Source organism: Paenibacillus paridis (assembly GCF_006345825.1).
GTDB classification, from domain to species: domain Bacteria; phylum Bacillota; class Bacilli; order Paenibacillales; family Paenibacillaceae; genus Pristimantibacillus; species Pristimantibacillus paridis.
Genome location: NZ_VCIX01000080.1, coordinates 147,002 through 171,662 on the forward strand (window position 1 = coordinate 147,002; position 24,661 = coordinate 171,662).

A 24,661-nucleotide genomic window follows, 5' to 3' on the forward strand; every position below is an offset into this window, starting at 1 on the left:
GTAGAGCTAGTTTTTAAAACAACGATTCACCAATATATCCGCCTTCACGAACGCCGGGAAAGCATGCAAACAGAGCGCTTCCCGTATGAACGATATATTCATTCAGCAGATCGCTTTGCCCAAGCTTCTGCTGCATTGGAATAAATTGCTTGCGCGAATCCCGGTTAAAGCAAATGAACAAAAGCCCTGCATCAAGCTGGCCCGTTTTATGATCCATTCCGCTTGAATAGGAAAAGGATCTTCTTAAAATTTTAACGGAGCCATCTCCATGGGCTAAGCGGACATGAGCATTCATCGGTATAACGGGCTTGCCCTTCTCATCCTGCTTTGCCAGGTCAATCGCATCAAATTCCTGCGACGAGCCGAGTGGAGCCCCGCTATTCCGATGGCGTCCGAAGGTCGCCTCCTGATCTCCAAGCGTAGAGCGATCCCACACTTCAATACGCATACGTATCCGCCTAACGACCATATAGCTGCCTTGATCCATCCAGGGTGTCCCATCGGATCCGGCGGCCCATACTACCTTTTTCATTTCTGCGGCATCGGTGACGTCCGGGTTGCCTGTACCATCGCGAAACCCCATCAGATTGCGCGGCGTAGCACCGGTAGGATCTGCCCCGCTCGTCCGCTGAAAGCCTTCCTGTGTCCAGCGCAGCACCGCCTTGCCTCTGGCAATGCGGGCAAGATTGCGTATCGCATGGAAGGCAATTTGCATATCATTCGCATTAACTTGTACGCCAATGTCGCCGCCAGACCATTCCATACGAAGCTCATCGCCGCCGAAGGCTGGCAATTCCGAAAGCGCGGCTGGCCTTTTTGCTGACAAGCCGAAGCGGCTGTCGAAGAAGGAGGCGCCAACGCCAAACGTAATCGTCGTGCGAGAAGGCGAAAGCCCTTCGGCTTCCCCTGTGTCTGACGGAGGCAAATTCAAATTATCATTCGCAGTGCCCAGCATTTCTCCGCTTGCCATCGCTGCCGAAGCCTTTGTCCAAGCTTGAAACAGCTTACGGACCTCGTCCAAACTGCCAGCTGTCAAATCAAAAGCTGCAAATACGATAAAATCCTGAGGGGGAGTGACAATGCCTGCCTGATGCTCACCGTAAAAGCTGACGATTTGATCATCGCCAGCCAAAGCCGCCTTGGAAGCCGATTTAGCTTCGCTGCGTTCCTTTGCGGCGAATAATCCTCCGACTCCGGAAGCGCCTAGCAGCAGCCCCGCTCCGCCAACACCGGCCATGCGCAGCAAATCCCTACGGCTTATTTTCTTATCGATCAGCCCGGTCTTGCCTTCTCCATTTACATCCGAATCGCGAGAATCCGACATTTCATTACGCCTCCAAAATGGTACCCATTTGCGAAAGAGGCTCTGCCAGCGCATCGATGAGCTGACTCAGCTTCTTCGTGTCTTCCTCTTTCAAATCCAAATACGAGACATAACCGTCTCCCGATTTATAAGTGGACAATGCTGCCTCCAGATCTGCAAAACCTTTGCCAATCTGTTCATCCAGTGCAGCGTCCTTCTTGTTCAACTCAACTTTAACCAACTGATATATTTTGTCTGCCCCTTCAACGTTAGCCGCAAAATCATAAAGATCCGTATGGGAGTAGCGTTCTTCCTCTCCTGTCACCTTAGATGAAGAAACCTCATTAAGCAGCTCTACCGCTCCTGTGACGAGCAGGCTTGGCTCCACCTCGACCGTCTCCATCAGCGCGCGCAGAAGCTTAACGTCTTCCAGCAGGCGGTCGGCATAATCGCCCATTCCCTCGGTGCTGTTCTTCTCCCAGAGCGATTGCTCAATGCGATGGAACCCGCGCCAGTCCTTCTCTTCCACATCATTCTCACGCGCGTCAATATTAGGGTCTAGATCGCCTAGTGCGTCGGCTATTGGTTCAATCCGCTCAAAATACATGCGAGTCGGCGCATAAAGCTGTTTAGCCGTCTCTACGTCACCGCCTTTGACGGCTGTAACGAACTTCTCCGTCTCTATAATGAAGGTATCGGCTTGCTCAATCGTAAATTGACGATAGCTCTCAAGAATCGGTGCCCAAGTTTCCTCTGAAACTGCCGCTCCCGCTTCTGTATTGGTAGGCGCTTGCGTAGCAGCCGCTTCATTTTTTTCTTCGCCGCTCGCGCTGCATCCCGTAAATACAATCGTACAAGCCAGTAAAAAAGTCGTAAGTTTAAGTCTCATGATAATTGCTCCTCTGCTTCCTGAATTTCGATCAGATTTTATACTAAAATGAAGTATAATCGCAATTGATAATCATTGTCAATTGATTATTTCAGTACTAAAGAATCGGGCTTTCCTGCATGCTCTACGCATTTAGAAAATCCCGATCCCTTTTGCTTACTCCCGCATCACGTACGACTTCAAATTGTTCAGAGATGCCTCTTCCAGCTCCCCTAATCGCCAAATGGCGACCTTGCTGTATCCCGCTTGCTGAGCAGTATCGATCCATTGCTTCAAAGTTTCCTCGTCTGCGTACCAGACCTGATGCTTGGCCCCATCCTTCGCTGTGTAATCAAAGTACACGCTGCCGCTCGCGTCGTCCCGCTTCAATTCGGCATCCGTCTGCTTAAGCAAGAGAGCTGCCTGCTTCTCGGTAAGAGCTTTCACTTTAGCATTTTCATCCCAATCAAATCCCCCGACCGAGAAAGCTATGGCTGGCTTGCCGGGAAGATGCTCCATGCGGTTTGCCAAACCCGCAATAAAAGCATGATCCGCCTTCGGACCCGGACCGCTGTGATAACCATATAGATTATAGGCCATCATCACGTACTCCGGCCCTTCCGGCAGCTTTAGCTCTTCGATCTTCACTCTGGGCTCCAATACGATGCGCAGCACTTTTCCTTTTGCCTGCAATCGCTCGTACAGCTCGGAGTAAAAGAGCAAAACCTTCTCCCAATCCGCCTCGGGGATTTGCTCGTAATCAATCTCCATGCCGCCGAAGCCGAGCCGGTCGACCGCAGCGACTAGCTCTTCCACATGCTTGCTCCGGCTTTCGCTTGTTGCCATCAGCCGAGAAATTAATTCTGGGCTTTTTTGAATCGCTGCACCATTTTCCTGGAATTGATCATTTACGATCGTCAAATACAAGCTTTGGAGCTCCGCTGGAGCATAAAGCTTTAATAGCTCAGGGAGAGCCTCCTCGAACTCTTCGGTAAAATGGAGCTGGTCAGCCGCGCCAAAGTAGGAGGCAAACAGCTGCAAGCTTGTGAGGCCTTCCTTCATTACCTTTAAGTCCGCTAGTCCTGTCTCCCACTCCCAGTCCGCAAGCCAAGCCGAAAGCTGAGGTACAGCGACCGCTTCTGTTGGTTCTGGCTTCTCTTCGGGAGGTTTTATCGGTTCTTCCGCATGCTTCCATGGCTTAAACCATAACAATATAGCCCCCACGATCAAAATAATCAGGCATGTTACGATCAAGCCTCCACGATTTCTCTTCAATCCGGGCACCCCGCTTTATGATGTTGCCTTTCAAGCTAGAAGGTGTCGATCGCCCAGTCAAAGGAAGCATCGATTGCGTTTTTGATTCTGCTGATTACCCCTTCAACGCCGGCATATCCATTCGTGAACAACATTTCTTGCTCACTGCCATCTTCCGTTATCTTCACTATTTTCAAATTATCGAATACCGCATCATAAATATCGTCCTTTGCGTTCTTGCTGCTGGCCTTCGACTCCAGGCCAACCTGTCCGCTCTGAATAGATTCATTAAACTGCTGATCGCTGACGAGCAGTTGATCATCTACGGTTATCGACGCTTTATCGCCCTTTAAGACCACTTGCAGTTTTTTGGAACGCTCAGCTGCCTGTTCCTCTAGCTTAACCGCAAATATCTGCTCTACCTTGCCGCCGGCCGTCTTCTGCTCCAGAAGAACTTCATTATCCAAAATCGATACGCGGACAAAAGCGTCCTTCTTCCGGTCATAACGAAGATACACTGATTGATTCCCTACGGAATGTCCACCAAGCTCTGCGGTAAGCTTAACATCTTGATAAGCATTGCTGTCCTTCAGAAGCAGCAAGCCCTTGCCTCCAGGCAGAGAAGTTAGCGCAATCCGGTTTTCATCAAACTCCGCGGCACCCGTTACCGATTCAAAGTTGGCCGCCCGCTGTTTGTCGCCGGTCACGAAGGTAACCTGCTCTCCGGTGTCCTTGCGGATTTTCATAAGCAGGTGGTTGGTATACCAATACGAAGCGGGCTGCACACGCGTCAAATCGTATAGATCCTTATCGCTGCCGTTAAGCATATTGCCTTCCCGATTGAAATGCATGCCGAATATCGCTTTGATATTCTCGGAATTGACGTTTTCGACGAGCCGATTCATGCCCCCGTACAAATGGTTTGCATGCATGATCATGTATACCGGAGGAACAAAGCCCAGCGCACTGGTGTACAGTTCCTTCATCGATTTGTAATCCGCATTGACGCGGGCTTCCATTTCCTTGCGGTTCTCCAGCGGTACATGGTCCTCATCCCGAATGAAATCCATCAGATAATGGGTATAATAGCTCGTATTTTCCCTATCCTTAAATTCCTTCTCGTCCTTCACGCCGATCAGCTTGCCTGATTTGTCGAAAATATTAATATACGTCAACCGGTAGCCATTGCTGCCAAGCTCCCAGTAGCCGGTTTTCATCATCTTATGCATGTCCTTCGGCTGCAAAAATTTTGATTCCTTGCTGCCGATTTTGTTTGCATAGGACAGAATCGTCGCTTTAAAATTGTATTTCTCCAGCAGGGGCTGGGCAAACAGGCTGGAATCATTTCGCCCATCCTCAAACGAAAGAAACAGCGCTTTTGGCGGCAAAGGCTTGCCTTTCTGATAATAGTCCAAAACATCCTGCTGCGATATGGTCGTGTACCCATGATCATACAACGCCTTCAGCTGCTCATCCAATCTTTTTTTGGCGATTAGCTCTGTGGTCCCTTTGCGCGCCACGCCAAAATAAGACAGCGATATGAATCCATTATCATTGGTCCACTGCGTTTTGTCCGGCTCCGCATAGTGCTTGGCATCAAAAATGGCATGATAAAGCAAATAGCCGAGAACTAACAAAATGATCGCTTGCACGATCGTTTTGGTCATCTTTATTTTGTTTTTCCGTTCAAAGTCAAAGGCCCTACTCTCATCCTTGTTCTTCATAGCGGCCATCCTTCATTTCAGCGATAGGTGCATGCACGCATTATAACGGCACGTCGCTATTCTTATTGTTTTTGTTCTTTCTTGCTGCTTTTTTATTTTTAGCCTCGATATCCTGCGGCGTTTCTCTCGTTCCCCATGTTGATTTCCAGAAAGTAACCCATGCCACGGGCATCTGCCACAACAGGACCAGCTCATAAAACACACAAAAGACGAGACCGAATACCCATAGCTTGCTCTTGCGGAAGATCAGATGGGCAAAGCTCATAAGCAGCGCCATTAGAAGCAGTCCCATCAAGAACGTGCTCGGAAATACTTGGTGTACGATCGGCACATATAACAGGTTGTACAGCACGATGACGGGAGCGGCAATCGGCACGACAAGGCCGATATAAAAGAACAAAGCCATAAACGGCTCTTTCCGCCAAATGAAACCGCCAGCGCGCAGCGACTCCCGCAGCCAGGAGCGCTTCCAGCGCATTTGCTGCTTAAGGAATACATTCATTTCAGAGGGGACGATTGTCGAGCAAATGGCCGTATCCTGATAGCCTGTACGATGCGTTCTCAGTATAAAATTAGTCATACTTCGGTCATCGCCAAACGTCGCTGGCTGCCCAAGAAATTTTTGGTTCAGCCAAGCGTCCTTATGCTTGAGGATCAAGGATTTCCGGTAACAGGACAATGGCCCCGACAAGCAAGTCACGCTGTCAAAATAAGATTCCGCCGCCTTCATAATCCGGAAGGCAATGTAGTAGCGAACGGTTTGCAGCTTCGTAATCGAGTTCGTATATTTGTTCTCCACATCCGTCCGTCCGGCTACGCCACCCATCCGCGGATCTTGGAAAGGCTGCACCAAATGCCGGATCGCGGTCGGCTCCAGAAAGCTGTCCGAATCGACAAAGACAACCAAATTATGCTTTGCCATCTCCACGCCTTTAACGAGCGCAACGCGCTTGCCTCCATTTTCAGCTAGAACGTGAAGCTTCAGGCGGTCCTGCGTGGCGTAACGCTCGGACTCTTTATTAATGAGCGCCATCACCTTCTCGATTTGTTCCACCGACCGATCCTTGGAGCGGTCGTCAACCACAATGACCTCAAGCTTATCAATCGGATAGTCCTGGTTAATACAGCTCAAGATCGTCCGATGAATCCATTCCTCTTCATTAAAGCAAGGGATGATAATCGATACGCCCGGGGTGTAGTGTCGGGTAATCGGAACATCCCGGTGCAGCGCTCCAAAAAAATAACGAGTCAATAGAAATGCCGCAGCTGTAATACTGTATAAATAAAGCAGAAAATTATATTTAAAATAAATAATGCTCTCTACACGCATGAGCATAATAATGCCCACGGCTACAAATAGCAGGCTGCTGGCCATGTAGACGGAATAACCCCATCTTTTCCGCTGCAAATATTCGGACAACGGTTTTTCGAATTGAAAAGCAATCATTTGCTTCGGGCCGTCTTCGCCTTCCCGCATAAAGGTTCTGACGCTGACTGCTTTTATTTTCACCGCTGATTCATAACCCTCCGGCATCGTGCCGGCAGGAATATCGAAGGTTAGCTGATATTTGCCGCCTTCTCTAACCGTATCGCGAATAGCAGCAGGATCCAGCTCAACCAGCATGCCCGTTGCCGAAATATCCGACGCTTTGCCGGTCACCTGCTTTTCCTTGCTTCTTCCGCTACGCAGCACCTTTACGTCAAAGCTTGCTTCGAACCTTAGGGACAGCTCCCGCAGCTTCTTCATATACTGGGTGTCTTCCTTGCGGCTGTCGTCTTTCTGACTGGCAACAGCCCTTCGGTCTGCGTTGAGCCGGATTTTCTCCGGGTCAGGCACATTGGATAACGTGCGCCTGTCCGACTTCGGAACAGACAGCACCTCTACCGTTTTTTTCTTTTCTTTCTTAAACATTGCTGCTGCCCTCCCATCTGGCGCTTACAGACTCCAATAATCATAGCCGTTCCGCTCAAACTCCCGTTTATCGTACATCCCTTTAATATCGATGATCAGCTTTCTTCGGCCCGTGTCGAACAGCTTGTCAAAGTCCTTGACGTCCATCTGTGCAAACTGGCTATGGGGAACGGCAACGACGACCACATTCAACCCTTGAAGATCGTCCAGCTCCGTCAACTCAATGCCATATTCCGCATGCACCTGATGTTTATCTACATTGGGATCAGCTACCAAAGTCGTCATGCCATACTCCTCAAGCTCATGGATAATATCCGTAACCTTCGTGTTGCGGATATCCGTGCTATTCTCCTTATACGACAGGCCGAGGAACCCGATCTTAGCCGTATTGATATTTTCCTTCTGCTTCACGAGCTTCTTTATAATTTGCTGAGCCACATATTTGCCCATGCCGTCATTAATATGGCGTCCGGCCAAAATGATTTTGGAATGATAGCCGGTGTCCTCTGCTTTATAAGTAAGATAATAGGGATCTATGCCGATGCAATGGCCACCTACCAGCCCCGGGGTGAACGGAAGGAAATTCCACTTGGTGCCAGCCGCTTGCAGAACAGCCTTCGTATTAATCCCCATATTATTAAAGAGCATTGATAATTCGTTCATAAATGCAATATTGATGTCACGCTGGGCGTTCTCGATGACCTTGGCGGCTTCAGCCACCTTGATGCTCTCCGCTCGGTATACGCCGGCTTCAATAATAAGACCGTACGTCCTTGCTACGATATCAAGCGTTTCTTCATCCATGCCGGAAACAATCTTCGTGATGTTTTCCAAGCGATGTACCTTATCCCCCGGATTAATCCGCTCAGGCGAATAGCCGATCTTGAAGTCCACCCCGCAGGTCAGACCTGACTCCGCCTCCAAAATAGGAACGCAGATCTCTTCGGTTACGCCCGGATAAACCGTGGACTCAAATACGACAATGGAACCCTTGGCAAGGTTCCTGCCTACCGTTTGGCTCGCGCCTTGCAAATATTTCAAATCAGGAACATTGCCGCCTTGAACAGGCGTCGGCACCGCGACGATGTAGAAGGAAGCTTCGCCGAGCTTACGCTCATCCGATGTGAAGTAGGCTGTAGTCGCCTTTAGCACGTCATTGCCCACATCACCCGTGGCATCGATTCCGCTCCGGTAAGCCTCGATTTTCGATTGGCTAACGTCGAAGCCGATAACCTCTGTTTTTCTAGCAAAGGCTACCGCAATCGGCAACCCAACATATCCTAGTCCAATGACAGCTATTTTCTTCTGCCTGTTAACGATTTCCTCGTATAATGTCATATGCCTATCCCCAGACTGTAAGAAAATGTTATTTAATTTTCATTTGCGACATCGGAACAAACTTGTAACCTTTGCTTTTCAACTTCTCAATGGCAACAGGCAAAGCTTCAATCGTATGAATATCATCAAGCATGTGAAGCAAAATAACGCTGCCGTTAACCGTTTGCTCCATGATCCCGTTGACGATGTGGTCAGCATCATTCGCAGAGTTCCAGTCAAAGACCGTGACATCGTACATCGCTATCGACTTATAGCCAGTAGCCGCAACAATGCGGGCACGCTCATCGTCGATTTCGCCCGTAGGCGGTCTGAAGAGCATCACCGGTTTCTGCTGAATCGCTTCCGTAATGATCTTGTGTGCCTTCACGATCTCATCCTGCAGCTCCTCTGGCGTCACCTTCGTTATGACGGGATGGCTGTACGTATGATTGGCAATATCATGTCCCGCTTCCGCGATGGACTTCGCCAAATTCGGATTTTTCTCCACTCCGTTTGCTCGCAGGAAGAAGGTCGCTTTAACCTTTTCTTTATCCAAAATATCCAAAAGCTTCGTCACGGTATAATCCGTTCCCCAGTCGTCAAACGTCAGCGATACGATCTTTTCGTTATTTTCCCAGTTGTATATGAGCTCATAATCTGAATCTTTATAATTCAAGTTCATTTTGGCCGCATCATAACCCGGAATTTCCTCTAATGGCTTTCGGTCGTGCCCACTGGCAACAAGCTGCTCCAGCGGTACCAGCTTATAGCCCACATCTGCCGCAGCTGCTGCGATCAAAGGAATCGATTCTAGCACATGCGCATCCAATTCCGTATCCAAGGCAATAATCCCGCCTCGGGTAACATATTTTTTCACATAATCGGCCTTTTCCTTCTCCGTTTCGCTTTGCCATTCATGCAAATTAAGGCTGTAAGTGACGACAGCCGAGAGCCCGCTATGAGCGGCCGCTAACCGAACTGTATCATTGTAATCGCCCGATCTCGTTCTCATATACTTAGGCGTTACGCCAACCTCTTGCTTAATCACATCGTTGCTGACATGGATTTCTTTATAGACCTGCTCATAGTTTAAATTGGTCAATTCCAGCCTGTTCAGCGTGTTGTTTTCAATTTCATGCCCTCTATCCAAAATTTCCTTGGCGATATTAGGCTCCTCCGCGACTCTCATCCCCGGCAGAAAAAACGTCGCTTTAATCCCGTATTGATCCAGCTCATCCAGCAGCTTGCCCATCAAGACCTCATCGCCCATCCCGTTAAAGGTAAGTGATAACTCTCGGCTTGTCGTGTATACAAAGGGAATCGCTTTGCTCTTCTCACCCGTGTAAGGGGTTATGGGCTCACTTGTTTCACTGCCGTTGGTCGCGCTTGGATCATTCGAATTGCCGCTGCATCCAGCAAGCATAGAAAAAGAGAGAAGAAGCAAAAGGAGCATCATGATTTTCTTTCTATTGTTTGCAAAGGCTTCGGTTGGCATTTGTGTACTCCTTTATACTCGCATTCCTTCCTACAAAAGAACCGGCTTGTCCATCCGCTGCAAGAAGATGATATCCGTTTCTAGTAGAAATATAAGGCTGCTTTTTCTTGTGAATGACGTCTATCTATTTATATACCCTCAAAATTACATCATACTACAATATTCTATACAATCTCTGAACATTCGACATAAAAATGTAAAAAAAAAGACTCTACTCCTTAAAAAGGAGTAGAGTCTTTTTAATAGCATTATTTTATCACAAGGCTGCTAAAACTCCCTTATGAAATTGGTACCAAATTTGTATGCTAATTGAACCTTTCCTTGTCTTCGCTCCAAGCTTGTTTTTCCGTATGCACCGTTTGTCCTGTTTCAACCGCCGTCCCCATTAACAACGCCAAATAATGATCCTGCGAAGCATCAGCCAAACTGTAGAATGATGAGCCGCTGCCGGATGCGTAATCTCCCATTTTTAGCAAACAAGTGGCAATTGCAATTTCATCATCGCTTAGCCTAGCTGGCGCTGCGGGATTTTGGTAAAGCCATTCTCCCTCTGCCATCACACCGCGATGATAGTAGCCTTCCAGATTTCCATGATGACCGGTGTCGACGCGTCGCAGCTCGGTATGAACGGGTGTCGCATAATCTTTTAAATAGCTGACCTCACAATCCACCAGCTCTCCCTTACTGCCTCTTACGAGCATTCTGCTGCGCCGAATCCATGAGAAATATTGATCGCCTGTAAAGTCATAGACAGCCAGCTTGTCCCCGAAGCGGAATGTAGCGATCCGCTGTACAGACTGAACGATTCTCTCCTCGTGGGGATCCCCTTGCCTGCTTGGCCCTTGCATAATCGTAGATTCAAACTGCTGTCCGCTAATGGCAGCAGGCTCAAAACCTACGCCTAGCAGCTGCCTGATCAGACTAATCCCATGGTAATCATGGGCAGCCGAAACCTGCGCATGCGTCACCTCGCCCAGCTTGCCGGAGCGGGCCATTTGAATCCGGGCTGCATGCATCGGTTGGAACAAATATTGCTCCGCAACCTGCACCTTTGCATCACGCGGCAGCGAAAGATACAGCTCCGTAAGTGCTGCAAGATCAGTAGCCGGAGGTGTCTCAGCAAGAACAGGGATATGCTTCTCTGCTAGTTCTCGAATCATTTGAGGGGCAACCGTGCGAGGCACGGAAACAACGGCAAAGCTGAGGCTGGCAGCCTCTGCCGTAAATTCCTGCATGGTTCGGACCGTGCGAATGCCCCATTTTTTTTCGATCGCCTGTCCCTTGCCTTCATCACGCACCAGCATCGAGTGGATACGAAAACGTTCGGGAAGCGCCTTCGCAATTCGTATGTAAAACTCTGCCCGCCAGCCTCCGCCGACGATACCGAAGTTTATGATTGACATTTAAGTTTCGCCTCCTGTTATTTAGGGTATATAGTACCAAACAAAAAAAGAAAAAGATCCCCCTCAACAGAGATCTTCTTTATGCTGTCCGGAAAGTACCGGTCGCTTTAATTTCCTCTTGGACGCCTGTATAGGCATGAAGCTTGCCGTGGTATACTAACTCAAGCAAAGTGGTATTCTCTAAATCAGCCGGGGTAACAAAGAGCGATGGCTTGTTGACTAAGCTCACGCCGCTTTCCTCGAAGACCGATGCCACAAATTGCGAGCAGAAGTATGCGTATTCCCGCTTCATCTCGATATTTAGCATAATGCCGAGCATGCCCAGCAAATTGTATTTATATTGATCCCTGTTCTTTTCCATGTAATGAATTTGATTTCTAATGTTAATATAAGCGCAGTGGCTGATTGTGCAGCGGTATAAGGCACACGTGGAATGCTCGAAAAACTCGCCGCGCACATCCTCTTTCACAAAACCCGCAAAAAAAGGATTGCTAGGATTTTTCCTGCCAAAGCTATAAACCTCATTCAGATCGCTGTCAAATGCTATAGAAGCATGGTTTAGCATATTCTTCGTATACCATCTGATCGTCTTTGAAAATAATGTCCCCGTATTCGTCAGGAGCACATAAATTTCCATGTCTCTATTCATGCCTTACTACCTCCACATTAAAGAACTTTCATCTAGGTATTAACTTTAATGCAGGAGAACTAAATTCTAAACCTGCTCAGGTAATAGGCTGATCCCCGACCTTAGTCCAGTTTTGCAAGCATAGTCTGACAGAGGACTGTCTATGAAACTTTCCTATTTTCATAACCTGTCTCCATTTTACTGGATTTTCTTATTTTACTCAATAAGTAGTTAGCCCTTTTCTCCCTCATGCTTAAAAAAATGTTAACATTTTCTTGTTTCTATAATGATATAGTAGGGAAAGATGGACACCTTTCCTAACCTATTTATATGCATGGAATCGCATTTTAGTATTGGTAAAGCCATCATTTCTAACGGCAGCGGAGGGAAAGACAATGGAATGGTATACCCGTTATACAGAAGCGCTGGAGCAAGTATACAGGCAGGCAGAGGCCCGCATCACCTTATTTCCGGAACCGCTCAACCGTATCGGCCTAGCTTTTGCAGACAAATTCAATCCGGTCAAGCATGAAAGCGGCAAAGATTATATTTGCAGCCTGCTCCCCTTCTGGGTGAAGGAGCCAAGCGGAATTAGCGAATCTGAGTGCGAGCAGCTTACACTCGCTAATGTATATGGAATGCTATATTTTTTTATTCAGGATGACCTGATGGATCATGCTCCTGCTTCCCATTGGAAAGAGCAGCTCGCGCTTGGCAATCTGCTTATGCTTGAGATGTTTCGCGTATTTCGCGGACTGTTTCCCTCGGATTCGCCTTTTTGGACCTATTACCATCAGTATGTCACGACATGGTCCGACAGCGTAACTAACGAGGATCGCCAGGATTACTTCATAAACTCACCAATTCGTACAGCCGGCAAAGCCGGCCCTGTTAAAATCGCCAGCACAGGCGCTCTCCTACTGACGGGACGCGTGGATCTGATTGAAAAGCTGGAGAATGCCATCGACATTGTCTTAATGACGCTTCAGATGTCCGACGACTACGCAGACTGGAAAGAAGATTTGGCGGAGGGCAGCTATAACGGCTTACTGGCTATGATTGCGGCTGAACGGCCTGCAGGCACAGCGTTGACCGAAAAAGATGCGGAAAACGCCATTTTCATTCGAGGCTGCATGAACGGCTATGTCCAGCTCGCCATCGATAATCATAAGAAACTGATCGCTCTGGAAGCTGGGGCTAGTGAATTAATAGACTTTCATGGTTATATATTGAATCATTTGAACCATGTGAGTGAGACGATAGATACAAATAAACAATTGCTTTTAAAAGGAGGATTTAACTACTTTTTATCTAAACAGTCTATTTAAAAGGGACATAAGAATCTATTTTTTGTCGAAATATAGAAAATCGATATAGAAATTGTCGATCGGACATGCTACACTGGGTATGGTAAACATATACATATTCGGAAGGAATGATCACTGTGTCCGCAGCTCAAACATTAAAGGATCAAATTATTCAAAAAGCCTGGGAAGATGCAGAATTCAAAAAGCAGCTTCTAGCTAATCCGAAAGCAGCCGTTAAAGAGGCTTTTGGCGTTGACGTACCTGACAACATCGAAGTAGAAGTGGTAGAAGAGTCTGCTAATAAATTTTATTTGGTACTTCCGCAAAATCCGGCTGAAGTTAAAGACGGAGACGGCGTAGAAGTTCCAATGTGGTAATCAAATTAAAATCATTCACAGCGTTTATGCCTTTGTAATATGAGACATAAACGCTATTTTTGTGCCACCGAAGGTAAATAAATAACAACCTCTGTGCCGATATCTTTCTTGCTTTTAAAAACAATCTTACCTTGCATTACTTCTATTATCCGGAAAGTGACCATTAGCCCTAGACCTGTACCCTTACTTTTCTTTGAGTAATATGGCTCTCCTAATCTTTTCAAGTCTTCTTCGTGCATCCCTTCACCATTGTCTCTAATAGAAACAAGAATCTGACCTTCATCTGGATCCTCATACGCTTTAATATCAATTACTCCGTCTTCTCCTAAAGCCTCAATACTATTTTTAATAATATTAATAAGAGCTTGCTTTAATTTAGTAGAATTACCGCGAACATATAAATCTTTACTCATCTCAACATTCAATATGCCTCCTTGCATCGTAGCCAGAGGTACAAGTATGCCTTCAATTTGATGTAATTCTTCCTTTATGTTTAATACTGTAGTAGTCTCAGGCTGCGGCTTAGCAAAAGTCAGAAAGTCAGTTATAATTTCAGATGCACGGTCAAGCTCATCAATCGCAAGTACCATATAGCTTTTGTCTTTACTGTTATTTGTTTTCGCTCCAAGTAATTGTAAGAACCCACGTGTAACCTGAAGTGGATTCCTAACCTCGTGAGCAACAGATGCAGCAAGTTGGCTAATCACTTCCATCTTCTCAGAGCGCTGAAGATCATTATTGAAAACTTCTAACTGTTTTGAATATTCAACAACCTGCTCATAATTGCGAGAAATGCGTCTAGCTAAGATTACGACCAGAGAAATTAGAAATCCAAGGATCCCAAATTTCCAATAAAACATAATGTGCAATGTCCCACTCGCATAAAACCAAATTAATTCCGCCCCACCGATTCCAGCAAAAATCGATAGGCCTGCTGACATGATAATGGCATCTTTATTTCCTTTTTGACAAAAAACAATTAAAGAACATATAAATAACAGATTCCCGATAATAACCGAACCTGCAAATGAAAACACAGCAGCATAAGAATACATCTCATATACACTATCCCATTTGAAACTGAGAATTAGCCAAAAAATACTTATTATCGCTATTACTACCTGAATTTTTCTAAAACGAGTGATTAAGCTATATGGCCCTCTCCCAAATATTTTCTCAATAAAAAAGAATAAAGATGGCATTAGGAGTGTAGAAGCAACATCAAATAAATAGTAACTTACTCGTCCGTATTGGCTATAATTTGTATGTAAAAAAGGTGAATAAGTCAATATCATTAAACCAACCGACATAATAACAGTGCCTAGCGAACTCCATCCTTGTATGAAAGTCCGATTTAAAAACAACATACTAACTAACATTGAAATGGATATAAAAAACAATGCTGCTCCTAAAATAAGATCAAATAAGTCTTTTTTCATATACTCTTTTGCAATGACTTGGTATTCTCCGATAATAATTTTATCTTGTAAGCCAATCCTCTCCGTAGAGGTTTCTAACTTTATATAAACTGTTTGTCCAGAAGCACTCCGATCCAAAGGGAGTAAAAATTGATTTTTATCATAGGAGTAATCTCTATTCGACTCAAAAACGTTTTGTTGATTAATATATATCTTCACCTTCGATGCATACAGCTTATTAATAGATAGAACAGGAACAGACCAGGTTAGCTCTGGCAAGTCAAATTTGATCCAAACGGTATGAACACCTGAAGGATGTACTGGATATTTATCTACGTAATTAATTTCAATCCATTCGTTTTCACTAGTCGGAACATCCTGAACTGTAAGATCCCCAACTTGATCCCACATAATTTCCCAATTTGTTATTTCAACAGAAGAAGACCCTGACAACGCTGCGGAAGAGTCTATATAAAACAAATTATAGAGAAAAACAATAAAAAAAATACTTATTACAGTTTTATGTAAAACCTTCATTTGGACACCTCTTATTGTAAAAAATGCAAACGGTTATATGGTACTATATTTCGACAATCTTCGATTTAGCTCCTTCTTCATAATCACTAATTCCAAAAAAAATTGTAAACAATATAATTCCCAACAAATTTATGAGTAAATCTTCTAATCAGCGACTTTAGATATATATACCTCCTAATAAATAACAGGGTATTTAAAACTAGTTTTATTCTATTCACTTTTTTTAAAAGGTACAATAGTAACTATTTTTTGTCGAAATATTGTTTTAAATATAGATTTTGTCGAACGCACGTGCTACACTTGAAATGGCAATCTTATACATATTTGAAAGGGTGATCGCGTTGTCTACTTATGAGATATTACAGGAGCAAATCATTCAAAAAGCTTGGGAAGATTCAACATTCAAAAAACAGCTTATTGAGCATCCAAAAGCCGCTTTAAAAGAAGCCTTTGGCATTGAAATCCCTGATTCTATTGAATTAGAGGCCTTAGAAGAAACGGCAGGTCACTATTATCTCGTTATCCCACAAAATCCAAAATCTGCTCAAACCATAACTACAGCAGAAGGAGCCGCATGGCAATAAAAAAAAAGGCGCATGACTGCTTATGATAAGCAGCCCGCGCTATTTTTTTGCCGATGGAATTTGAATGACGGCCTCTGTCCCTATTCCCTTTGTACTAAAAAACTCAACCCTGCCCTGCATGACTTCAATGATACGGAATGTCACCATTAGTCCTAGGCCCGTTCCTTTTGTTTTTTTCGAATAATACGGCTCCCCCAGCCTTTTCAAATCGTATTCATCCATCCCTTCGCCATTATCCCTGATGTTGATAATGACATGATTGGAGTCATCTAAATACGCACGAATTGAAATTGACCCGCCAGTATCGATAGCTTCGATGCTATTTTTAATGATATTAATAAGAGCTTGCGTTAACTTGGAAGAATTTCCATGCACATATAGATCCGCAGCCGTATCTACTTTTAGGACCCCGCCCTGCATATTGGCTAACGGGATTAACATGCCTTCAATTTTCCTTAATTCCTCACTCACATTTAAGATCGTCGTTTGCTCAATCTGAGGTTTGGCAAACGTTAAAAAATCAGTAATAATATCCGATGCTCGGTCTAGCTCATCAATGGCCAGCACCATAAATCCTTTTTCCTTATTATTTATTGAAGTTTCGCGAAGGAGTTGAAGAAATCCTCTGGTCACTTGCAACGGGTTTCGCACTTCATGAGCAACGGAAGCGGCAAGCTGACTGATTATTTCCATTTTCTCCGAGCGTTGCAGCTCGTTATTAAATACTTCTAGCTGTTTCGAGTAGCTCACTACTTGCTCGTAATTTTGCAATATTCTTCGAGCTAAAATAATAACTAGCGCTGCAATAAAGCTGAAAATGCCAAATTTCCAAAAAAACAAGTCATAGTTCATATTTTTAATAAAATACCAAACGATTTCTAATACCCCGATTAACGCAAAAAAACCAAATCCCGTAGTGATAATGATAGCTTCTTTATTTTTTTGCAGACAAAATCTAATTAAACAAACAAATAGCAGTATATTGCCAATAACGACAGTTCCGCCAAAGGAGATTGTTGTCACTAATATATAAGAGCTCTTAATTTCACTTGAAATAAACGATGCAAATAACCATAAAATAGATACAGCAGACACGACCACTTGAAGCTTTCTAAAACGCGTAATCAGTCCATAAGGGCCTCTACCGAATATTTTTTCAAAAAATATAAATAATGAAGGCATTAATAAATTTGAGCCTATATCAAACATATAGTAAATCACTTGCCCATAATCTCTGTATGCCGTATGCAAATAGGTTGAAAGCGAAAGAATCATTAATGCAATACAAAAAATAACAGCACCTAGCGAACTCAATCCCGCCAAATAGGATCTGTTCAGAAACATAAAACATAAAAACATGCCGAGAGAGATGAGCAGCAATGTTCCCCCAATAACAACATCCAGCATATCTTTTTTCATAAACATTTTGCTTAAAGCTTGATCTTCACCTAAAATAATAGGTTTTTTCAAACCCAACCAATCCGAGTCCGTATGTAAAAGAATATATACCATCTGATTAGCTTCATTTTCGCTTACAGAAAGCAAAATTTCATTTTTATTGTAAGGATAGTTTCGTTCCGACTTGTATATGAGCTTATTATTAATAAAAATAGAAACATCTTTAGCCGTAAGCTTGCTGATCATCAAAGATGGCCTAGCAAAATCATAATCAGGAAGTTGAAACCGCAGCCAAGCTGATTGAATATTTGTTGGCTTCTCAGGCAATGAATCTTCGAAGGAAAAAGATTGCCACTGGGCTGCGTCTACGGACGGGGCTCCATTTTGGGCAGCTTGGTAAGGATCCTCTTCCCAAATCATTTCCCACTCTGTAATGGCCGTGGTTGCTGCAGCTGATAACGCATAGGATTGCGCAACAAAATTAGGAGTAACCGAAATCAACAAAAATATGAATACGATTACAATTTTTTGAAGAAAATTCATTCTGCACCTCAGAGTGTCAAATATACAAATCTTTCTTTTCTACTATATTTCGACAATCTTCGATAAAGCTCCTTCTAAGCCCCCTCTGTTTCCGAAAAAAAATCCAATTATATATTATTACCTAAAATAATGAAAAAGACCGCCCCCAACGATCGTCGCGATCCTCAGAGGCAGCCTTGCATTTTACAAGCTAAAATGTTTTTTTCTTAATCGCTACGCGCCGCAGCATCATATAGTTCATAAGGATGATTAGCCCCAATATAAGCAAGGCTAGCAAGACGAGAGCAGCAAGTGGAGTTCGCTGAACTTCTAATACCGACTGCATCAAACTGCCCATCCAGTCCGAGGATAATAGGACCTCCATAGCGAATGACGGCAGCAATGCAACAAGCGTAATCAGTACGCCGATTCGCCAATCGAAGCGGTAAAACCCAGTGCCAATGAGCCAGCCGCTGCCGAAATAAGTAAAGAATAAGCAGAAGTATTCAAAAAAGATCCAGCCTACCTGAGAGGTTGATGTAAATAAATGCGGATTGCGCAGCTCAAGCGGCCAATTGTTTTGTTCATAAATCAGCTGTTCAACCGGATAGCCTGCAGTCATAATGACACCGAATATGGCGGAGAAGGCTGCGATGCTTACGCTAACACCAAGGACAAAATGTCGCCTTGTTATCCCATTGGATACAAAGCTGGCAAGTGACATCGGGGTCATTAAAATGCCAATGACTAACAGAAAGATTTTCGGAGAAACAGATGCCCCTTCCCAAACGCCAACTTTATCGATGTCTTCATCCATAATCATGTTGGAATTAAGCAATATTCCAATACCGATATAGATCATGAGGAAAACAATCCAATAACCGATAATCGTCCAGCGGTAACTGTACATTACATGGTCGGTTACGTTTAACACCGGGTGCTTTCTTTTGCCGCTCATTGCCCATCCCCCCGTTTCTTCGTCATGTGCACGAACAGATCCTGCAGCGATACCGGCCCAAGCTCCAGCCCTTCCGCTTGTGCTCGCTTACGCATCTCATCGGTTAGCTCTCCATATACGGTAACAGATTTTGTTTTGCCGAGCTTCTGCTCCCCAAGCACCGTCAAGCCTTCGACAAAACGGTCCACGCTTTCGCTTGATCCCGTAATAGCGGCTCCGCGGGCACGAAGCGTCTCCGTTTCCTCATGGAGAATGAGCCTCCCTTGGTCCAAGATAAGCACTTCCTCGAATAATGTGCCTACCTCCTCAATCAAATGGGTGGATAAAAGGAAGGTTCGAGGAGTTTCCATATAATCATTGAGAAGCTCTTCATAGAACGAGTAACGGGAAGGAGCATCCATACCCAGATAAGCCTCGTCGAAGATCGTAATGGGAGCCCTGCTTGCAAGCCCTAGCGTTACGCCAAGCGCAGACTTCATTCCGCGGGATAAGGAGGTTACCTTTTTTTTCAGCGGCAGCTCATAGTGCTTAATGAGTCGTGAAGCATAGTCGGCATCCCAATTTGGCCAGCAGCTTGCCGCGAGCTTCAGCACATCTTTTACTCGTGAAGCATCGTTCATATAGCCGCTTTCCTGTATAAAGCAAACCTGCTCCATAATGCCCGCATTCTCAAAAGGCGCCTCACCGCCAATCGCTACGCTGCCTTTGGATTGCTCGCGGTATGACGCCAATATGGACAGCAGGCTTGTTTTTCCCGACCCGTTTCTCCCGAGCAGTCCATAAATTTTGCCTCCTTCTAATTGAAAGCTAACATCATGAAGTGCGGTAAAGGAGCCATACTTCAGCTGCAATTGCTTTACCTCAATGCTAAGCGTCATTCCCCATCCCTCCTTTTTCCTTGTTCAATATGGCCAATGATATCCGTTACCGGCACGCCGATTTTCACAGCTTCCTCCAGCATCTGATCCACTACCTCTTCGAAAAAACGATCCCTCCGCTGCGCAAGCAACGTTTGCCTTGCTTCACCGCTCACAAACATGCCGATTCCCCTTTTCTTATACAAAATGCCTTCCTCGGTCAATAAATGAAAACCTTTGGCTGCAGTAGCCGGGTTTATTCGGTAAAACGCAGCATATTGATTCGTCGACATGACCTGCTCATCTTCTTGCAAAACACCGCTTACGATATCGTCTTTAATTTTGTCAGCAATTTGCTGGTATATGGGACTTCGGTCATCAAACACTTGCTCACCACCTTGTTCGGTTCATTACTTATGTAACTAACCATACAACCGCAACTAATTCTTGTCAAGCCTATTTGCTCAAGAGCTGTCCGAGTGCATACTTCTGTTCTTAGCCTGCACAGCAAAAAAGCCGCCTCTGGTCATGGACCTTTTGAGGCAGCTTCTAACAATTTGAACTATATTAAATTTATTGGAACGTTTGAGGTTATTGTTCGGCTTGAAGTTTTTTCATCCATGTAAGCAAATCCTTACTCACCTGATCCAGCTGCTCCTGCGGCTTGATACTGGCCTGCTGGTCGCCCTTTTGTGGGCCGTAAGAGCCAAACTGCCCATGATTTCCGCCTTCGATCGTGACATACTCTGTCTCGGCTGGCATAAACTTTTTCCCATTTTCCCATGCTTCGCTATTTAAAACCCCATCCATAGACGCTGTCAATTGAAGTGCAGCAAGGTTCGTATTCACCAGGCTGCCGGCCTCATCCGCGTAAGCCGCTAAGAAGAAAACGCCGCTAAGCTGCTCGGCATGCTCCGCTGCATATCGGGAAGCGAATACTCCGCCAAGAGAATGACCACCGATAATGTAGCTTTGTTCCGGGTGCTCAGTGATAAAGTCGTCCGCTTTGTTTTGCCCCATGAAAGCAAGGTTAAGCGGCATGCTTGCCACATAAACGCGGTGGCCTTCCTCTGCAAGCTTGCGCGCAAACGGAGCATAGCTCTTCGGATCAACCAACCCGCCAGGGTAGAAAATAACATTAGGCTCCTCGGTTTCGCCGACCGGCTCGAAGCGGTAACCTGCCTGTCCGATGCTTACTGACACCTTATCGTCGCTTTTCATTGCTGCCTTAGCTTCAGGTGATGGCGCATAAACCATAACCTGATAGATGATGATCAGGCTCAATACTAGAGCGAGGAAAATGCCCAAACACAATATCCATACTTTTTTGGCGCGCCCTCGTTTCGGCTTTGCCAAAGACTTTGACTGCTGACTCATTTCATGCACTCCTTTTATTCCAACATGCTCATTAGCAACTGCTGTGATTTTAGCGCTTCCCCTGCATCAACGATAGGCTTCTTATCCTGCAAAATACATTGCATAAAATGCTGCACCGCATCCTCGAAGCCCCGCTGCTTCAAAATAGTCTGCCAGGCGGGGGGTACAACCGTTGACAAAACATCCTTTTCTTCAAGCTCCAGCACATTCATGTTTTTGACACGAAGCACTTGGCCACTCCCTACGATTTCAAGCTGCTCCAAGCTTGTTCCAGCCTGGCGGTGCATAGCAGAGGAAAGCATGAAACCCGTTCCGCTGTCATAGTGATGCTGAGCATACAGCATCTCCAGCTGTTCATTTACTTGGACAGTCCCATGCACAACGGCTGCCGATCCTTCGGACAACCAGCGAACCGTATCGACCACATGCAAATAATCGTCAAGCATCGTAGCCCTTACAGTCTCCGGGCCGATAGCATTCGAACGATGCTTCTCCATCCGAATCCAAGCTGGGTGTTCGATCCGCTGTTTCGCCTCTACATAGAGTGGACAAAAACGGCGATTAAAGCCGACCATGAGCTTTCTCCCCAGTCTCGTACTGAGCTCTGCCAGCTGTTCTGCCTGCTCCAAAGTTTCGGCAAGCGGCTTGTCCACGTATACATCCTTCCCTAGCTGAAGCAGCTCTGATACTACCTCGTAATGGCTCGCTGTCGTGCTATGGACGAATACGGCATCGCATCGCGCTGCGAGCTCAGTCAGGCTGCTAATCGGATCTATTCGGTACGTCTCGCAAATACGTTCACGTTTCTGAGCATTCGGGGAATAAGCTCCAACGAGCTTCCATTCCGAAGCTTGCGACAACAGAGGCAAGTATGCCTTTTGTGCAATGCCTCCTAACCCGACTACCCCAATCTGCGGTTTGTTCATTTGCTACACCTCTTTTTAGCTTCAAGTAAGCCTATAGCCTGTCGAATAAATTTTGCGGCACTAACATTTCCATTTTCTTACTCACAAGCCCGCTTCTTCTGTTAAAATGATTTTATACTAAATCGTCCGTAGACAGAAAGAGGATCTTCATGACGCTCCAAGGCATACATGCCAGTAGTAGAAAAAGACTGATCACGCTGCTATCTGTCATCCTTTTATTAGCCTTACTTACTTCCATACCTCTGCCATATTATATTTACCAGCCGGGTACTATCGAAAATCTGAATGCCCTAGTTCAGGTTCAAGGCGGCCAGCCTTCGAGGCAGGGCAGCTTTAATCTTACGACTGTTTTGAGCTCAAAGGCAAATAATGCGCTTATTCTTCTGTACGGACTGCTCGCAAAGGACTCCGAGATTAAACACGCCGAGAAAGTGCGCGGCACATTAACCGATGAACAATACGGGGCTTTGCTTAACCACATGATGACTACATCGCAAAACAACGCTGTCGCTGCTGCCCTCGCCGCAACTGGCAAGCCTGTAGCGCTTACCTATACTGGCGTATTCGTACAAGCGCTATATCCAGAATCCAAGGCTATAGGCGTACTTTTCCCAGGTGATGTCATCATTGAGGCAGAAGGAATGCCTGTTACAAATATAAATGAGCTGGCCAGCGTCCTAGTGGAAAACAAAAAAGCTGGCGATCCGTTCGAACTGGTCGTTCTGCGCAATAAGGAAGAAATCAATTTGCAAGTAGAACTCTACGAGGCAGCCGTAACCGCTTCCGATTCGAAAGCTGGCAGTATCGCCCGTATCGGCATCGTAAGCGAAGACCAGTATACGCTTGATACGCCCGTAACGATACAATACGCGGATTCGGCTATCGGCGGGCCTTCGGCTGGTTTAATGTTTTCGCTTGAAATCATTGATCAGTTGACCGACGGTGAGCTCACACACGGAAAATTCATCGCTGGCACCGGTACGATAGACACGCAAGGCAATATTGGACAGATCGGCGGCATCGAGGACAAAATCATTGCGGCTGCGCGCGCAGGAGTTGATATTTTCTTTTGCCCCGCAGATGTAAAAAATAGTGACACCAACGAAAAAGCAGTGAAGGAAGAAGCGCGTCAAAGGGGCTTTAACGACGTTACGATTGTGCCTGTCCGCACTCTCGATGAGGCGTTAAGCTACTTGAAGCAGTTAGACGAGTAAGCAGCTTCATAGTTATGAGCGGGTACTTTGGTGGTGACAGCGGCTAAGACTACGATTACAATGGCAGTAGGTGAAGCACACCGTCCATTCGAACTAGGGTTCGAAATGGGACGGTGTGCTTTTTTTAAGCTATTTGAAGCAGTTAGATGAGTAAGGAGCTTATAGCTATACAAGAGTATCTCTACCTCGGTAGTGACAGCAATTAAATCAACGATTACAATGGCAATAGGTGAAGCACACCGTCCATTCGAACTAGGGTTCGAAATGGGACGGTGTGCTTTTTTTATTTTTATTAGATGGGAGAGGACAAAGCGTATGGAAAATAAACAAGTTTCCAAATCTTTCGAAAGCAAAGTGGATGTCCGCAACGAAGCTGCGGAAACAGCCTATACCCAGTGGATTTCCAAGCACACGGAGCTTCGCGCCTCTGACAGCGAGCGCAGAAGGCGGTTAATTGAGAGGGATGACCATAGTGAGAAACAGTTCGCTATCCGCGTGTGGTGGCCTGTGCTTGGTAGCTTTGAGCATCTGCATCCGGAGTATGAAGTCGATGATTATCGAGATGGAAGCCGCTTTCTAGACTTTACGTATGTTCGCCCTCCGCACCGGATTTCCATTGAAATCGATGGCTACGGTCCGCATCACAAGCATGCTTCACGACGCAAATTTTCCGATGACCGCTTTCGCCAAAATCAGTTAATCCTTGATGGTTGGATTGTGGTACGCTTCTCCTACGATGACCTGCAAGATCGCCCTAAACAGTGCCAACAATTTATTCAGCAGTTGCTTGGAAAGCTCTATGGTATTGGGCGTGAGGATGCTTACGATGTGCAGTTGCCTACCAAAATGCTGGAGCTTTTACGCTGGGCAAGCCGCCGCAACAACGAGACTTCCTTCCGTCCGAAAGATGTAGAGCAGCAGCTTCGTTTCAGCCGATGCTCCACTCTCCAATACTTAAAGGCGCTGGTTGAGCACGGCCTGCTCCGCAAAGCCTCGGGAGAACAACGAATTCGTACCTACCAGCTAACTCCCAAAGCCTCGCGGCTGCACCTATAAACTAACTTTTTTTTCTGCCTGCTTGTATCCCCTGCCATGTGCGTGTGCGTGTGCGTGTGCGTGTGCGTGTGCGTGTGCCGCAAAGTATAAGCTCTTTAACTAATTAGATCTACTTTTTAGATCTATTTATGCAATTTCTCTTAAGCCCCCTAATTGGATTGGAGTCATCAATATGCAATAAGGTACAATATTGATGAGGGGGAATGAAGCGTATGAAAAGCAATAT

The 24,661-nt window shown here is 45.6% G+C and carries 21 protein-coding genes; 5 read left to right on the plus strand and 16 right to left on the minus strand.

The features are described 5' to 3' along the window. Positions 1–13 precede the first annotated feature (13 nt). The 9 genes from efeB to FJQ58_RS09925 all read right to left on the minus strand — a co-directional run bounded on the left by efeB (position 14) and on the right by FJQ58_RS09925 (position 11,925). On the minus strand, positions 14–1,324 hold the full coding sequence (gene efeB, locus FJQ58_RS09885; RefSeq protein WP_139992827.1) for an iron uptake transporter deferrochelatase/peroxidase subunit: 1,311 nt from the start codon (positions 1,322–1,324) through the stop codon (positions 14–16). 4 nt (positions 1,325–1,328) lie between these two features. Continuing rightward, positions 1,329–2,198 carry an iron uptake system protein EfeO gene (gene efeO, locus FJQ58_RS09890; protein ID WP_420799824.1) on the minus strand — a complete coding sequence of 290 codons (870 nt, stop codon included), beginning with the start codon at positions 2,196–2,198 and terminating at the stop codon, positions 1,329–1,331. Between the two features lie 150 nt (positions 2,199–2,348). Continuing rightward, a complete protein-coding gene (locus FJQ58_RS09895; protein ID WP_238403937.1) occupies positions 2,349–3,446 on the minus strand; it encodes a glycosyl hydrolase family 18 protein in 1,098 nt (365 codons plus the stop codon). Positions 3,447–3,481: 35 nt separating this feature from the next. Then, positions 3,482–5,149 carry a polysaccharide deacetylase family protein gene (locus FJQ58_RS09900; RefSeq protein ID WP_139992831.1) on the minus strand — a complete coding sequence of 556 codons (1,668 nt, stop codon included), beginning with the start codon at positions 5,147–5,149 and terminating at the stop codon, positions 3,482–3,484. 40 nt (positions 5,150–5,189) lie between these two features. Continuing rightward, positions 5,190–7,061 (minus strand): glycosyltransferase family 2 protein, encoded by a 1,872-nt coding sequence (locus FJQ58_RS09905; RefSeq protein WP_139992833.1) that lies wholly within the window; start codon positions 7,059–7,061, stop codon positions 5,190–5,192. Positions 7,062–7,085: 24 nt separating this feature from the next. Next, positions 7,086–8,399 carry a nucleotide sugar dehydrogenase gene (locus FJQ58_RS09910; protein WP_139992835.1) on the minus strand — a complete coding sequence of 438 codons (1,314 nt, stop codon included), beginning with the start codon at positions 8,397–8,399 and terminating at the stop codon, positions 7,086–7,088. 28 nt (positions 8,400–8,427) lie between these two features. Further along, positions 8,428–9,873 (minus strand): polysaccharide deacetylase family protein, encoded by a 1,446-nt coding sequence (locus FJQ58_RS09915; RefSeq protein WP_139992837.1) that lies wholly within the window; start codon positions 9,871–9,873, stop codon positions 8,428–8,430. A 305-nt stretch (positions 9,874–10,178) separates the two neighbouring features. Beyond that, positions 10,179–11,276 carry a Gfo/Idh/MocA family protein gene (locus FJQ58_RS09920; RefSeq protein ID WP_139992839.1) on the minus strand — a complete coding sequence of 366 codons (1,098 nt, stop codon included), beginning with the start codon at positions 11,274–11,276 and terminating at the stop codon, positions 10,179–10,181. A gap of 79 nt (positions 11,277–11,355) precedes the next feature. After that, positions 11,356–11,925 carry a C40 family peptidase gene (locus FJQ58_RS09925; RefSeq protein WP_139992841.1) on the minus strand — a complete coding sequence of 190 codons (570 nt, stop codon included), beginning with the start codon at positions 11,923–11,925 and terminating at the stop codon, positions 11,356–11,358. A gap of 374 nt (positions 11,926–12,299) precedes the next feature. Between FJQ58_RS09925 and FJQ58_RS09930 the strand changes: the two genes are divergently transcribed. Together FJQ58_RS09930 and FJQ58_RS09935 are read left to right on the plus strand one after the other, a co-directional pair. Then, the gene (locus tag FJQ58_RS09930) at positions 12,300–13,232 is read left to right on the plus strand and encodes a hypothetical protein (RefSeq protein ID WP_139992843.1); all 933 of its coding nucleotides are present in this window, start codon (positions 12,300–12,302) and stop codon (positions 13,230–13,232) included. Between the two features lie 107 nt (positions 13,233–13,339). Then, positions 13,340–13,588: an NHLP leader peptide family RiPP precursor gene (locus FJQ58_RS09935; RefSeq protein ID WP_139992845.1), complete on the plus strand. Its 249-nt coding sequence runs from the start codon at positions 13,340–13,342 to the stop codon at positions 13,586–13,588. Positions 13,589–13,641: 53 nt separating this feature from the next. Here FJQ58_RS09935 and FJQ58_RS09940 read toward each other — a convergent pair whose 3' ends face one another. Beyond that, positions 13,642–15,543, minus strand: coding sequence for an ATP-binding protein (locus FJQ58_RS09940; RefSeq protein WP_139992847.1), 1,902 nt, complete (start codon positions 15,541–15,543; stop codon positions 13,642–13,644). A 332-nt stretch (positions 15,544–15,875) separates the two neighbouring features. Between FJQ58_RS09940 and FJQ58_RS09945 the strand changes: the two genes are divergently transcribed. Then, positions 15,876–16,127, plus strand: coding sequence for an NHLP leader peptide family RiPP precursor (locus tag FJQ58_RS09945; RefSeq protein WP_420799825.1), 252 nt, complete (start codon positions 15,876–15,878; stop codon positions 16,125–16,127). A 39-nt stretch (positions 16,128–16,166) separates the two neighbouring features. On the opposite strand, the gene FJQ58_RS09950 is transcribed toward FJQ58_RS09945, so the two are convergent. The 6 genes from FJQ58_RS09950 to FJQ58_RS09975 form a co-directional block, all read right to left on the minus strand. Further along, on the minus strand, positions 16,167–18,068 hold the full coding sequence (locus FJQ58_RS09950; protein ID WP_139992851.1) for a sensor histidine kinase: 1,902 nt from the start codon (positions 18,066–18,068) through the stop codon (positions 16,167–16,169). A gap of 190 nt (positions 18,069–18,258) precedes the next feature. After that, on the minus strand, positions 18,259–19,005 hold the full coding sequence (locus FJQ58_RS09955; protein WP_139992853.1) for a hypothetical protein: 747 nt from the start codon (positions 19,003–19,005) through the stop codon (positions 18,259–18,261). Further along, the gene (locus tag FJQ58_RS09960; RefSeq protein ID WP_139992855.1) at positions 19,002–19,883 is read right to left on the minus strand and encodes an ATP-binding cassette domain-containing protein; all 882 of its coding nucleotides are present in this window, start codon (positions 19,881–19,883) and stop codon (positions 19,002–19,004) included. The genes FJQ58_RS09955 and FJQ58_RS09960 overlap by 4 nt, the downstream gene beginning before the upstream one ends. After that, the gene (locus FJQ58_RS09965) at positions 19,880–20,248 is read right to left on the minus strand and encodes a GntR family transcriptional regulator (protein WP_139992857.1); all 369 of its coding nucleotides are present in this window, start codon (positions 20,246–20,248) and stop codon (positions 19,880–19,882) included. The genes FJQ58_RS09960 and FJQ58_RS09965 overlap by 4 nt, the downstream gene beginning before the upstream one ends. 205 nt (positions 20,249–20,453) lie before the next feature. Continuing rightward, complete coding sequence (locus FJQ58_RS09970) at positions 20,454–21,239, minus strand: alpha/beta hydrolase (RefSeq protein ID WP_238403939.1); 786 nt, start codon at positions 21,237–21,239, stop codon at positions 20,454–20,456. 14 nt (positions 21,240–21,253) lie between these two features. Continuing rightward, a complete protein-coding gene (locus tag FJQ58_RS09975; RefSeq protein WP_139992859.1) occupies positions 21,254–22,165 on the minus strand; it encodes a Gfo/Idh/MocA family protein in 912 nt (303 codons plus the stop codon). Between the two features lie 149 nt (positions 22,166–22,314). Between FJQ58_RS09975 and FJQ58_RS09980 the strand changes: the two genes are divergently transcribed. Then, complete coding sequence (locus tag FJQ58_RS09980; protein ID WP_139992861.1) at positions 22,315–23,379, plus strand: SepM family pheromone-processing serine protease; 1,065 nt, start codon at positions 22,315–22,317, stop codon at positions 23,377–23,379. Positions 23,380–23,694: 315 nt separating this feature from the next. Next, entirely contained in the window at positions 23,695–24,435 is a 741-nt protein-coding gene (locus FJQ58_RS09985) for a DNA-binding response regulator (protein ID WP_139992863.1), read from the plus strand. Positions 24,436–24,661: the final 226 nt, after the last annotated feature.